Origin of the sequence: Priestia sp. RMT2NF4 (genome assembly GCF_047872835.1) — a bacterium.
Taxonomy (GTDB): Bacteria; Bacillota; Bacilli; order Bacillales; family Bacillaceae_H; genus Priestia; species Priestia zanthoxyli.
Genome location: NZ_JBLQZO010000002.1, coordinates 561,182 through 574,608 on the forward strand (window position 1 = coordinate 561,182; position 13,427 = coordinate 574,608).

General features: G+C 41.0%; 11 protein-coding genes. All 11 read right to left on the minus strand.

Annotation, left to right across the window (positions count from 1 at the left end; translation table 11 throughout):
- Positions 1-25: 25 nt before the first annotated feature.
- Positions 26-3,586, minus strand: a complete 3,561-nt coding sequence (gene smc, locus ACMX9J_RS12045) for a chromosome segregation protein SMC (RefSeq protein ID WP_028411444.1) — start codon at positions 3,584-3,586, stop codon at positions 26-28.
- Between the two features lie 77 nt (positions 3,587-3,663).
- Positions 3,664-4,410 (minus strand): ribonuclease III, encoded by a 747-nt coding sequence (gene rnc / locus ACMX9J_RS12050; protein WP_013058904.1) that lies wholly within the window; start codon positions 4,408-4,410, stop codon positions 3,664-3,666.
- A 181-nt stretch (positions 4,411-4,591) separates the two neighbouring features.
- Positions 4,592-4,825 (minus strand): acyl carrier protein, encoded by a 234-nt coding sequence (acpP, locus tag ACMX9J_RS12055; protein ID WP_013058905.1) that lies wholly within the window; start codon positions 4,823-4,825, stop codon positions 4,592-4,594.
- Between the two features lie 138 nt (positions 4,826-4,963).
- Positions 4,964-5,704, minus strand: a complete 741-nt coding sequence (gene fabG / locus ACMX9J_RS12060; RefSeq protein WP_013058906.1) for a 3-oxoacyl-[acyl-carrier-protein] reductase — start codon at positions 5,702-5,704, stop codon at positions 4,964-4,966.
- A gap of 1 nt (position 5,705) precedes the next feature.
- Entirely contained in the window at positions 5,706-6,650 is a 945-nt protein-coding gene (fabD, locus tag ACMX9J_RS12065; RefSeq protein WP_257040904.1) for an ACP S-malonyltransferase, read from the minus strand.
- 3 nt (positions 6,651-6,653) lie between these two features.
- Positions 6,654-7,658, minus strand: coding sequence for a phosphate acyltransferase PlsX (gene plsX / locus ACMX9J_RS12070; protein WP_028410795.1), 1,005 nt, complete (start codon positions 7,656-7,658; stop codon positions 6,654-6,656).
- A gap of 20 nt (positions 7,659-7,678) precedes the next feature.
- Entirely contained in the window at positions 7,679-8,242 is a 564-nt protein-coding gene (gene fapR / locus ACMX9J_RS12075; protein WP_013058909.1) for a transcription factor FapR, read from the minus strand.
- Positions 8,243-8,505: 263 nt separating this feature from the next.
- Complete coding sequence (gene recG / locus ACMX9J_RS12080) at positions 8,506-10,554, minus strand: ATP-dependent DNA helicase RecG (RefSeq protein WP_033579773.1); 2,049 nt, start codon at positions 10,552-10,554, stop codon at positions 8,506-8,508.
- Positions 10,547-11,434, minus strand: a complete 888-nt coding sequence (gene sdaAA / locus ACMX9J_RS12085) for an L-serine ammonia-lyase, iron-sulfur-dependent, subunit alpha (RefSeq protein WP_013084817.1) — start codon at positions 11,432-11,434, stop codon at positions 10,547-10,549. The genes recG and sdaAA overlap by 8 nt, the downstream gene beginning before the upstream one ends.
- A 79-nt stretch (positions 11,435-11,513) precedes the next feature.
- Positions 11,514-12,176 carry an L-serine ammonia-lyase, iron-sulfur-dependent subunit beta gene (gene sdaAB / locus ACMX9J_RS12090; RefSeq protein ID WP_028411448.1) on the minus strand — a complete coding sequence of 221 codons (663 nt, stop codon included), beginning with the start codon at positions 12,174-12,176 and terminating at the stop codon, positions 11,514-11,516.
- 212 nt (positions 12,177-12,388) lie between these two features.
- Positions 12,389-13,417 (minus strand): PTS sugar transporter subunit IIC, encoded by a 1,029-nt coding sequence (locus ACMX9J_RS12095; protein ID WP_016765419.1) that lies wholly within the window; start codon positions 13,415-13,417, stop codon positions 12,389-12,391.
- Between the last annotated feature and the right edge of the window lie 10 nt (positions 13,418-13,427).

The window sequence follows — 13,427 nt, forward strand, 5'->3', positions numbered from 1 at the left end:
TCGTACCACCCTTTCATTCTATGAGTTAAACATATTGCTTTGATTCTTCTAAACGAACAGAGACTAATTTCGATACGCCAGATTCTTGCATTGTCACACCGTACAGTACGTCAGCTTCTTCCATTGTACCTTTTCGGTGAGTAATAACAATGAACTGTGTTTGATTACTAAATTTGCGTAGATACGTAGCGAAGCGATGAACGTTCGCTTCATCAAGCGCCGCTTCCACTTCATCTAGCACACAAAACGGCACCGGACGTACTTTCAAAATAGAAAACAGGAGGGCAATGGCTGTTAACGAACGCTCGCCGCCTGACAGCAACCCTAGATTCTGCAGTTTTTTCCCAGGAGGCTGGGCAACAATTTCCACCCCTGTATTTAATAAATCTTTCGGATCTGTTAATTTCAAATCCGCTTTTCCTCCTCCGAATAGTGAAGAGAACACTGTACCAAATTCATTGCGGATACGAGAGAACGTATCAGAAAAACGTTTCTTCATTTCCTCGTCCATTTCTTCAATCACTTGATACAGGGTATTTTTCGCTTCGTCGAGGTCAGCTCGCTGCGTATTTAAAAATTCATAGCGTTCTGAAACGCGTTCGTATTGTTCGATAGAACCTAAGTTTACGGTTCCTAATTCATCAATTGCCAGCTTAATGAGCTTGATTTTTTTCCTTGCTTCTTGAATATCTAATGTTAAAGGATACTTTTCTTTTGCTGCTTCAAAGCTAATTTCGTACTCTTCTGTCAGCTGCTGGAGACGGCTGTCTAGCTCTACGTCAATTCGATTGATTTTGACTTCTTCATCTTTTAAAGCATCCGTAATTTGTTTGTACTGACGCTGGAGCTCTTTTACAACCCTTTCTTCGTCTTCAAGCTTATTCTGGGCTTTCAACCGCTCTGATCTGCAGTCATCCATTAATTGTAACGTTTCTGTCTTTTCTTTTATTCGCTCATGCGCCGCTTCTTCGAGCTGAAGTTCACCCGAGTCGTTGCTCGTGATTTCACTCGTTAAAAGAGAAAGATCATCTGTAGCTTCAGACAAACGCTGAATGGTTTGATCAAGCTCAAAGCACACTCTTTCGTATTTTTCTTGCTGATTTGTGAGGAACTGTTCTTTTTTCGCAAGAAGCACTTTTACTTCTGTAAGCTCATGTTGAACCGTTTCTTTAGACGTTTGCTGTGTATGCTTGCGTGCAGCTAACTCTTCAATGTTTTTCTCTAATACATTTGCCTGCTGCTGATTTCCCTGCAAACTCGTATGCAGCTCATCAATTCGAGCGGACAAGCTTGTTTGATCTTGTCTAAAGCTAGCAATATCATGATCATACATGGTTAAGCGGTCATTCACTGCTTTTTCTTCGATGTCAATTTGCTTTACTTCTCGGTCAGATTCCTGCTCTTTGTCTTTCAAGCGTTCCACAAATGCCTGCTGTTTATTAATTTCCTGTTGAAGCTCTTCAATCTGTGACTTTTTATCTTTCACATCTTGCTCGAGCACAAGCGTCTTTTGTTCCATCTCTTCTATTTTTGCCGTAATGGCTTCCACTTCACGCTGACGGCCTAACAAAGAGTTGGACTTTTGCTTCATTGAACCGCCTGTCATCGAACCACCGGGGTTGACCACATCCCCTTTAACGGTCACGAAACGATAGCGATGCTGCACAAGGCGGGCAAGTTCATTCGCGCCTTTTAAATCATTGACAACAATAACGGTTCCAAGCAAATTTTTAATAACTCGGTCGTAAGTAGCTTCGTATTTAACAAGAGATGAAGCGATTCCTACATACGCTTCGTGACTCTCTAGCATAGAAATAGTTTGAGCCGGAACATAACGGTCTTTTACAGACGTCAGTGGTAAAAATGTAGCTCTTCCGTAACCGTTTTGTTTCAAAAAGCCAATTGCCTGACGGGCACTTTGTTCGTCTTGAACGACAATGTGCTGAGCTGCTCCTCCAAGCGCAATTTCAAGCGCTGTTTCATACTCTTTTGGGACATTAATTAGCTCAGCAATGGCACCTTTAATACCTGCAAGCTTCCCATCACGCGCTTTTAGTACTTCTTTTACACCGTGAAAATAACCTTCATAGTCTTCTTGCATCTCTTCAAGCATTTCTTTTCGTGATTTTGTCTGTTGCACGTACTGATAAGCTTGATAAAGCGTAGACTCTTGTTTACGATAGGCTTGCCTTAATGACTCAAGCTTCTCTCCTTGCTGCTTATACACTTGTACAGCCTGCTGAAGCTCTTGACGAAACTGAGCGAGCCTTTTGATCGCCGCTTCTTTTCGCTGCGTTAATTCACGGCGCTGTTGGACGTATTGCTCGTTGGATTTTGTTAAGCGCTGCTCTTTTTCAAACGTTTGCATTTTTTGCTGCTCTAAAAATGAAATTTCATTTCGAGCGGATGTTTGAGCGTTCGCTAATTCAAAATATTCGCTTTTCATCTGTTCAAGTTTTTCTTCTAGATTCTCACTGTACTGCCTGAACAACTGTTCCTGCTCAGTAAGCTTCAGACGTATCTCTTGCACTTCTTTTTGAGATTGCTCAAGATCTTTTCCTTCGCTGTCTTTTGCTTTACTTAGCTCTTGATGCTTATGAGTATACTCTTTTACTAAACGTTCCAGCTGCTCTTTATTTTGAAAAGCATTTTTCTTACGCTCTTTTAATACTTCTTTTTTGCCTTCTAGCTTTTCTACTTCTTCACTTACATATAGTAGTTTTTTATGTAAAGAGTCTAGCTGTTCATCGATTTGCTGAATATGCGAACGAAGGGTCTGAATTTCTCCTTCACGCGTGCGAATATTGGTCGCGAGAGATTCTTCAAGCTGCTCGTGCTGAGCCATTTCAGCTTTTAATTTTTCCCATTTCTGATGAAGATCTTCAACTTCAAATACCGTAACAGCCACATCAATGTGCTCTAATTCTTCTTTTTTCTGCAAATAATCTTTTGCAATAGACGATTGAATCTGTAAAGGCTCTAACTGACCTTCAATTTCATGAAGAATATCTACTACTCGATTTAAATTTTCTTGCGTTTCGAGAAGCCGAAGCTCCGCTTTTCGTTTACGCGTTTTGTATTTTAATACACCTGCTGCTTCTTCAAAAATTTTACGGCGCTCGTCAGATTTACTGCTTAGTACTTCTTCTACTTTTCCTTGACTGATAATCGAAAAAGCTTCTCTTCCAAGTCCTGAGTCCATAAATAAATCGACAATATCTTTTAAACGGCACGGCTGGTTGTTAATAAAAAATTCACTGTCTCCTGAGCGGTACACGCGCCTTGTAATACTAACTTCATGATAATCAAGCGGGAGAAACTGGTCATCATTTTCCAAAGTCAGCGTTACGTCAGCCACGTTTACCGCACGGCGTGATTCGCTTCCTGCAAAAATAATGTCCTCCATTTTCCCTCCACGAAGCGATTTGGCTGACTGTTCTCCAAGCACCCAGCGTATAGCATCCGTAATGTTGCTTTTTCCGCTCCCATTCGGTCCTACTACCGCCGTTACACCTGGCACAAAATCTATCGATACTTTTTCTGCAAACGATTTGAACCCTGCAATATCTAATCGTTTGAGGAACATAGAAATCCCCCCTCACACATGTAATCTTTTCATAGCAAATCCCCCTTTATAACGAATGCGTTAAGAGGGGGATCATTTTATTTCGTTTGACTTGCTCTAATTTTCGTAATAGCTACTTGAGCTGCTTTTTGCTCTGCTTCTTTTTTCGAACGGCCTACACCAACGCCGAGCTCTTCACCATTTAACGATACGCGAGATAAGAATTCGCGATTATGCGCTGGACCTTTTTCTTGCAAAACTTTGTATTCTAATTGTCCAACTCCATCACGTTGAATCACTTCTTGAAGCTGGCTTTTGAAATCCATCACATGAGAAAAAGCACCTTCATTAATTTTTGGAAAGACAACTTTTTTTAGAATCGTTACTACCGTATCAAGCCCTTGGTCTAAATAAAGAGCTCCGATAAATGCTTCAAACACATCGGCCAGTAAAGCCGGTCTAGATCGGCCGCCCGTCATCTCTTCACCTTTTCCAAGTAACACTAGTTTACCAAAATCCATTTCATTTGCAAAAGTAACAAGCGACGGTTCACACACAACTGCTGCACGAAGCTTCGTTAACTCACCTTCACTCATCGTTGGATACTTTTTAAATAAAAATTGTGATACGGTTAGCTCTAATACGGCATCTCCTAAAAACTCAAGACGCTCGTTGTCTTCATACGGTCTTCTGCGATGCTCATTCACATAGGATGAATGTGTAAATGCTTGAAAAAGAAGCGCTTCATTTGTAAACTGAATACCAATTTCCTTTTGAAACTCGGCAAAATTTTGCTTGAATTTCACGTTCATCTTTCGATCTCGATTTGAATATTGTTTAGGCATAAAATACCTCCGCTTACCTGCTTCAATTGTTTCGTAGTTTTTCCCTACCATCTCTCATTATAAAACGAGGTATCCTAAAAGATACACTACCTTTTCAAAAAAAAGAGGTCTTTTTTTGAAATTCTTAAAAAGAAGAGAAAGCCCCGCTGTTTAACGGGGCTTTTCATACATATACTACAGATTAAATTTGGCTCTGTATGTAATTAACTGCATCTCCTACAGTTGAAATTTTTTCAGCTTCTTCGTCAGAAATTTCGATATCGAATTCCTCTTCAAGCTCCATTACAAATTCAACTACGTCTAGAGAGTCAGCACCTAAGTCTTCTTTGAAACTAGATTCTAGTTTCACTTCACTTTTGTCTACACCAAGACGATCAACAATGATTGTTGTTACGCGTTCTAGTACCTCTGCCATTGTTCTTCACCTCCCCTCAAGTCATTATAGATGATTTCCATCTAAAATACTATGGTTGAATAATAAAGTTTATCGGTCGCCTAGTAAACGTCCCTTTGTACTTTATCACCAAATTGCACTTTTCGTAAAGTGCCTTTTTTACATCACCATTCCGCCGTCAACGTGAATCGTTTGACCGGTAATATAACGGCTTGCATCTGATGCTAAAAACGCAACTGCGTTCGCAACATCCTCAGGCTGGCCAAAACTTGCAAGAGGAATTTGCTTTAACATTTCCGCCTGAACTTCTTCATTCAATTTATCCGTCATGTCTGTTGCAATGAAACCAGGAGCAACTGCATTCACTGTAATATTGCGGCTTGCTAATTCTTTGGCAGTTGTTTTTGTTAAACCAATCACGCCTGATTTTGCTGCTACATAATTTGCTTGTCCAGCATTACCGCTGACGCCGACAATTGATGAAATGTTAATGATGCGTCCTGCGCGCTGCTTCATCATTTGACGAGTAACCGCTTTTGTACACAAAAACACGCCTTTTAAGTTTGTATTAATAACATCATCCCATTCGTCTTCTTTCATACGCATAAGAAGATTATCACGTGTGATGCCCGCGTTGTTTACTAAAATATCTACTGAACCAAATGTAGAAATCGCTTCTTTTATCATTGCTTGTACAGAATCACTTTCTGCCACATTTGCTTGTACAGCAATTGCATCCGTTCCTAGTCCTTTAATTTCATCCACAACTTCAAGAGCTTTCGCTTCGCTTCCAGAATAGTTTACAACTACTTTAGCACCAAGCTTTCCCAGCTCAATTGCAACGGCACGACCAATTCCGCGAGAAGCGCCTGTTACAACTGCAACTTTCCCTTGTAACATGTTATTCTCCCCCTTTTAGTGCGTCAATCGTTGATTTTAATGATGTAAGATCATTAACAGCGTAAACAGCCGCACGGCGATTTACTTTTTTCACAAGACCTGATAATACTTTTCCTGGTCCAATTTCAACAAATGTATCTACACCTTCTGCAAGAAGTGTCTCAACTGTTTCTTCCCATCTCACTGGAGAATACAGTTGTTCCACTAGCTTGTTTTGAATATCTTGACTGTCAGTAACCGGCTTTGCTGTTACGTTTGCTATGACTGGAACTTTCGCATCGCTAAAGCCCACTGTTTCTAGCGTATCACGTAATTTTTCAGCAGCTGGCTTCATTAAACTAGAGTGAAACGGACCGCTTACCACTAGAGGAATCACGCGTTTTGCACCTTTTTCTTTGGCAAGAGCTCCTGCTTTTTCTACGCCATTTACCGTACCTGAAATAACAATTTGACCCGGACAGTTAATATTTGCAAGCTGAACAGCGTCGCCTTCGTTTGTAATTTGAGCGGTAACGGCTTCTAGATCTTCCGCAGACATGCCAAGCACTGCTGCCATTGTACCTTGACCTGCTGGTACAGCTTCGTCCATATAGCGACCTCTTTTGTGAACAGCCATAACAGCATCTTTAAACGATAAAACCTCAGCAGCCACAAGCGCACTGTATTCTCCTAGACTGTGACCCGCAACAAAATCGGGTGTAATTCCGCTCGTTTTAAACGCTTCAAGCAGCATTGTACTCGTTGTTAAAAGAGCAGGTTGAGCGTGATAAGTTAAAGTCAATTCTTCTTGAGGCCCTTCAAAAATAATGTTTGAAAGACTGAACCCTAAAGCTTCGTCAGCTGTATCAATCAGCTTTTTTGCTTCCTCTGTTTCATCATATAAATCTTTTCCCATACCAACAGTTTGTGACCCTTGGCCTGGAAAGATAAAAGCAATTTTCCCCATTTCTTATCTCTCCTTTTCTTCATTAGCAGTTTGTTCGATTGCTTTTTGAATAGTGGAAGACACATTGTTTTCCACCATATTCACAGCTTGCTTAATCGCGCTAAATACTGCATTCGCATCCGACGAACCGTGCGCTTTGATAACAGGCGCATGCAATCCAAACAGCCCTGCTCCTCCATATTCACTGTAATCCATTTTCGCTTTTAAACCCTGCAGCTGAGGCTTGAGTACCGCTGCGGCTAACTTGCTTTTTAACGTGCTCATTAATTCTTGTTTAATCATTGAAAACAAGGAAAGCGCCGTTCCCTCAATGCTCTTAAGAGTCATATTTCCTGTAAAACCATCTGTTACAACCACATCGGCTACGCCGTTTAGCAAATCACGAGATTCTACGTTGCCTACAAAATTGAGATCAGCGTTTTTTAGTAGCTGAAAAGCTTGTTTGGTTAAGTCATTTCCTTTTTTATCTTCAGTTCCAATGTTCAACAGTCCCACTCTAGGAGCTTGAATGCCGCGTACTTTTTCGGCATACACCGACCCCATCACAGCGTACTGGAGCAAATGTTCAGGCTTGGCATCAACATTTGCACCAACATCTAGCATTAAAAAGCCTTTTCCATCTAGTGTCGGAAGCGTCGGAGCAAGTGCTGGGCGTTCAATGCCTTTGATGCGACCTACAATAAAAAGTCCGGCTGTCATTAACGCACCTGTATTTCCTGCTGAAATACAAGCATCGGCACGACCTTCGGCTACTTCATTTGCCATTAATACCATAGATGCTTGTTTTTTACGACGCACAGCTCGCACTGGCTCGTCAGTTGCATCAATGGTTTCTTCTGTATGAATAATCGAAATACGATCTGAATTCGTTAAATACTTTTTTATTTCTGATTCGTTTCCAATTAACGTAATATGTAATTCTTTAAATTGAGCAGTAGCTTTTTCTACACCTTCAATAATGGCTTTCGGTGCATGATCTCCGCCCATTGCATCAATAGCTAGTTTCATGTTGGGTCTCATCCTTTTTATTATTTATCCTTTGTAGAACGATACATTTTAAAAGTGCCAGAGAACACTTGCTCTTGCCCTACATAGCTGTTTACCTCAACGGTGGTTCGCACTTCACTAGTTGACAGAACTTTCGCTTTTGCTATCACTCGTTCATGAAGCTTAACAGGGCGATGATAACGGATCGACGCATCTGCTGTGAGCGCTAGTTCGTTGTTAATAACAGCGACAGCTAACGAATTAGCTTGCGCAAAAAGGTGGTGACCACGAGCAATTTGATTACGCTGAAACACATGCTCTGTTTTCACATCAAAAATAGATATCGCTGATTGATCTAGTTCAATGTCGATAACTTCTCCAATTACTTCTTCAATCGGAAGCGAACGCACTTCCTCGTCTAGTTGTTTTGAAGCTACATGCTTAATACGTTCTCGCAGTTCAGGAATCGACAACTCTAGGCGGTCTAATCGAATTGTTTGAACGCTCACTGAAAAACGGTCTGCTAGTTCTTCATCCGTAATAAATGGGTTTTCTTCAATTGTCGTTTTTAATAGCTGCTGTCTTTCTTTTTTACTGCGCTTCATTGTCCACCATCCGAACTTTTAATACTAGGTACTAATAGCAGTATATAATCATTGCCTTCTAATTGCAACATTTTTCACATGCTGTATTCTGTGCATCACACTATGGATATTCATGACTATTAACAGCCGCTAAAAGTATCTACATACATGAAACCGACGTTCACCCTGCCAATGAAAAAATCCGAACGAGTTGGATTCTTCATCAAGAATCTCGATTCATCGTTCGGATTTCCCTTCAACTAAACTACTTTCAGCCTCTTTTACTAATCAAATTTTTCTCCAGTTAATACGCCCGTTGCTTCTAATTGTATTCTCAGCAGCGCAAACTGCTCTTCTGTCCAAAAACTGTCGGAATTTACAAGCTTAGCAGCATCTTCTCGAGCTACTTCAAGCGCACGGTAATCGTGCACCATATCCGCTACTTTAAACTCAGGCATCCCGCTTTGTTTTCTACCAAAGAAATCACCAGGCCCACGAAGCTCTAAGTCTCTTTCTGATAATACAAATCCATCGTTTGTTTCCGTCATAATGGTCATTCGTTCTTTTCCAACTTCTGATTTCGGATCCGCGAGTAGAATACAATATGACTGTGCATCTCCTCGTCCTACGCGTCCTCTTAGCTGATGAAGCTGAGATAACCCAAAGCGCTCTGCATCATAAATGACCATTACGGTTGCATTCGGAACGTTCACTCCTACTTCTACAACCGTTGTTGATACTAAAATCTGCACGTCATTTACGCTAAACTGTTTCATCACTTCTTCTTTTTCATCAGGTGACAATCTTCCGTGCATGAGACCAACGCTTGCTTTTCCATTAAAATAGTGAGTGAGTGTTGCATGCACATCAATTGCATTTTGAACATCCAGCTTGTCCGATTCTTCAATCAACGGACAAATAACATAAGCTTGTCTGCCATCGTGTATTTCTTTTTCAACGAAATGTAAAATACGTTCAAGCATATCATGTTTTACCCAGTACGTTTCAATAGCCTTACGTCCTGCTGGCATTTCATCGATAATGGACACATCCATTTCTCCAAACACCGTAATAGCAAGGGTTCTTGGAATAGGAGTCGCCGTCATAAACAGTACATCCGGACTTTCTCCTTTTTCACGTAAAACCCGGCGCTGTCCAACTCCAAAGCGGTGCTGTTCATCCGTAATGACGAGCCCTAAACTATTATATATAACTTCGTCTTGAATTAAGGCATGTGTACCTACTAATACATGAACATCTCCGTCTCTCACTCGCTGAAGCAGCTCTCTTCTTGCTTTTCCTTTAACAGACCCTGTTAGCAAGCCTACGCTGATGCCTACCTTTTCAAGCATCGCAGTTAATGACTCTGCATGCTGTTCAGCTAAAATTTCAGTCGGTACCATTAAAGCACCTTGATGTCCCGCTAAAACAGTGGCGTATAAAGCAACCGCTGCTACGACTGTTTTACCTGACCCTACATCACCTTGCAGCAAGCGATTCATGCGATAAGGCGATTTCATATCGTGCGTAATTTCGTTTACTACACGTTTTTGAGCGCTTGTTAACGGAAACGGCAGCAAGTTCGTGAAGTTTACCAGCTCAGTTGAATCAAATGCTTGCTTCATTCCAGGCGTTTCTTCTCTTTCGCGCTTTCTCAGCGCCTGCATTTTTAATTGAAAAAGTAGAAATTCTTCATAGACAAACCGACGTCTCGCTTGTTTTAAATCTTCATGATCACGAGGTAAGTGAATACTTCTAACCGCTTCTTCACGCGTTACTAGTTTGTACCTAGAACGAATAGAGGCCGGGAGCATATCCTGAATGCTGCTCCCATAATTCTTCAACGCAAGAGAGACGAACTTCCGCATTCCTTTGACCGTTAAGCTGCCTTTAACTGAGTAAACAGGCTCAATCGTTTGATTTTTAACAAACGGAGAAAATTGAAGCTCCTGCAAGTTAATCGTTTGCCGATGCTGATCCCATTTCCCTGTAACCGTAACAGTTTGATCGATTTCTAACTTTGATTTATAGTAAGGGCGATTAAAACAAGTAACCGTAATCAAATAGCGGTTTACTAGCAGCCGAAACGTAAGGCGCGAACGTTTTTTGCCGTAATACGTAAGCGAGGGGACGCTGTGAACCTTTCCTTCTACGGTGACCTTTTCGTCGTGCTTTGCTTCAGCCAAATCTTTTAACTCATAATCTTCATAGCGGTATGGGAAATGTTCTAACAAGTCATGCACACTGTGAATATGCATATCCTCTAATGCTTGTGCTGTTTCATCTCCAATACCTTTAATGGTTTTAATTGAAATAGTTGTTAGTTCATTCACTTTTATTTAATGCAATACCAAAGATCTTCGCTTCAAGCTCGCGACCTGTTGGTGTTGCCGCTAAGCCTCCTTGTGCAGTTTCTCGTAATGCAACCGGCATTGTTTGACCAATTTTATACATAGCATCAATGACTTCATCACATGGAATACGACTTGTAATGCCTGCTAAGGCCATATCTGCTGCAATCATTGCATTCGCCGCTCCCATTGCGTTTCGTTTCACACATGGAACTTCTACTAGCCCCGCTACTGGGTCACATACTAATCCTAGCATATTTTTGAGAGTAATTGCCATTGCTTCAGCTGCCTGACTAGGTGTACCTCCTGCCATTTCAACGATCGCTGCAGCTGCCATACCTGAAGCTGAACCAACTTCTGCTTGACATCCGCCTGCTGCTCCTGAAATAGACGCATTATTGGCTACAACAAACCCAAAAGCACCTGATGTAAATAAAAATTCAATCATTTCTTTACGAGTGGGATTTAGCTTATGTTGCACGGCAAACAGCGTTCCTGGCACTACCCCTGCAGATCCAGCAGTAGGCGTTGCACAGATTGTACCCATTGCCGCATTTACTTCGTTTGTCGCTACAGCTTTGCTAACTGCATCTAAAATTAAATTTCCAGATAAAGATTTTCCGCTTTGAATATAGTTTTGAAGCAGCACTGCATCCCCGCCTGTTAAACCTGTAACAGACTGTACCCCTTTTAAACCGCGTTCAACCGCTTCTTCCATAACCGTTAAGTTCCGGTCCATTTTTTCCATGATTTCTTCACGAGTAACTCCCGTGATATCTATTTCCTGTTGAATCATAATCTCTGCAATTTTTACATTTTGACTTTCTGCTAATTCTACTAGTTCTGCTACATTTCGAAACATAGTAACCTCCGCTATTATTCTGTCTTATTTTCACTTTAGAACCATATATAATTATTCGATTTATTCTCCCAGGCCTTTCCTATTCAACCATTCTTGTTACTTGAATAATGTGAGGCAATGTTTTTAACTCTTCAATTACATCATCTTCAATATTCGTATCCATTTCAATTGCCATAAGCGCTACTTCGCCGCGCTCTTTGCGAGATACTTCCATATGTCCGATATTAATTGAATGTTTCATCAAAATATTTGTAACGGTCGCAATGGCACCAAATCGATCATTATGCACAACGAGAATAGCTGGATTCATGCCTGATAAATTTAATTCAAATCCGTTAAGCTCCGTAATTTGAATTTTTCCTCCTCCAATTGAAATTCCAACAACTTCAATTTCCTTTAATCCGTCGCTCATTTTGATGCGAGCAGTATTCGGATGGTCTGTGATTGCCGCTTCCTCAACAAATGTGACGTCAATTCCTTCTTTTTTAGCCAAGTCCAAAGACTCCGGAATACGCTGATCGAATGTATCAAAATCTAAAATACCGCCAATCAACGCTACGTCTGTTCCGTGCCCTTTATACGTTTGAGCAAAAGAACCGTACAATGAAACCACAACTTTTGTGGGCTGCTTACCAAAGAGTGTTCGGGCAACGCGTCCAATACGCGCTGCACCAGCCGTATGTGAACTAGATGGTCCAATCATTACCGGACCAATAATATCAAAGACAGATTTATATTTCATAAGGATTTTCCCCCTGCTATTTAGACATTGTTATTACTTATATGTTACTTGAGCTTTTGACTTTTTGGAAGCTTTGTTTCACGCTCTTAAAAAATTTAAAAATTCTCATTTTTATTAGAGATTCACGCACAAAAAAAGCGGTGTATTTATCCATAAAAATAGGATAAGCACACCGCTTTTTTTGCTATGTTATGCAGGAAAAGATGAATTACTTACGCTGCTTCTTGCTCTGAAGCTACATCGTCTACTGTTTTAATTTTAAAGTTTTTAAAAACAACTGAACCTATAAACCCAGCTAATGCTCCCGCTAATGCACAAAGTACTGCACAAATTGTGACCTTCATAGGGTCATTAAACCCAAACATCACTGCAAGTCCTGCGATTGGCGTTGCCGTGCCTGCAGCATCATTTACTAATCCGAACAGAGCCACAACTACACCCGCTAGTGCCCCTCCAACAAAGTTGGTAATGTAAATAGGAATTGGATTGGCTGAAATAATATTCGCTTGTGTTAAAGGTTCAACTGCAACTGAAATGGTTGTACGACGATCCCCAATTTTTAATCGATCAAACAGCACATAGTTCATGAAAGAAGAACCAAACACAGCAAGAGCTCCAATCGCCATAGGCAATCCCGTTAACCCTAGCATAGCCGTTAAAGCCATTGAGCTAAGCGGAGCCGTTGCTACTACTGTAATAACTCCCCCTAAAATAATTCCCATCAAAATAGGGCTAGCACTTGTTGTATCTTTAATAATTCCTCCAATATTTAAAAGCGTCGCATCTACAATAGGTGAGAATGCATTACCAATTAATCTTGTTAAAGGTGCTGCAATTAAGATATTGCCTAATAAGTCTAGACCAGCAGGTGCCTTTTTCTCAATAAATTTCACTACAAATGCCATGAGGTATCCCGCAAAAAATCCAGGGAGCAAGCCTAGTCCTGAACACACCACGCCCATCATAAGAGCATATACAGGAGATACTCCTAACGCCAAAGCAACTAGTGCGGCTGCTGCAACTCCTCCCATTCCTCCTGCAGCCTTTCCAACTTCACCTAAGAATGAAATACCTAGTAAATCTCCTCCTACATATGACTGAAAGGCCTCTACGAGAAACGCAGCCACCGCTCCGCTTGCCAGAGCCCCCATCGCTTTCATGCCATAAGGTGCCTTGTTGCTAAACAACCAAAATAAAAATAAAACTAATAACAATAAACCTGTTCCTTTTAAAATATCCACTGTTGCCTCT

Bases quoted from the DNA above. Each gene is read 5' to 3' on its own strand.
- smc (WP_028411444.1), bottom strand. From the start codon at position 3,586: ATGTTCCTCAAACGATTAGATATTGCAGGGTTCAAATCGTTTGCAGAA.
- rnc (WP_013058904.1), bottom strand. From the start codon at position 4,410: ATGCCTAAACAATATTCAAATCGAGATCGAAAGATGAACGTGAAATTC.
- acpP (WP_013058905.1), bottom strand. From the start codon at position 4,825: ATGGCAGAGGTACTAGAACGCGTAACAACAATCATTGTTGATCGTCTT.
- fabG (WP_013058906.1), bottom strand. From the start codon at position 5,704: ATGTTACAAGGGAAAGTTGCAGTTGTAACAGGCGCTTCTCGCGGAATT.
- fabD (WP_257040904.1), bottom strand. From the start codon at position 6,650: ATGGGGAAAATTGCTTTTATCTTTCCAGGCCAAGGGTCACAAACTGTT.
- plsX (WP_028410795.1), bottom strand. From the start codon at position 7,658: ATGAAACTAGCTATTGATGCAATGGGCGGAGATCATGCACCGAAAGCC.
- fapR (WP_013058909.1), bottom strand. From the start codon at position 8,242: ATGAAGCGCAGTAAAAAAGAAAGACAGCAGCTATTAAAAACGACAATT.
- sdaAA (WP_013084817.1), bottom strand. From the start codon at position 11,434: ATGTTTCGAAATGTAGCAGAACTAGTAGAATTAGCAGAAAGTCAAAAT.
- sdaAB (WP_028411448.1), bottom strand. From the start codon at position 12,176: ATGAAATATAAATCTGTCTTTGATATTATTGGTCCGGTAATGATTGGA.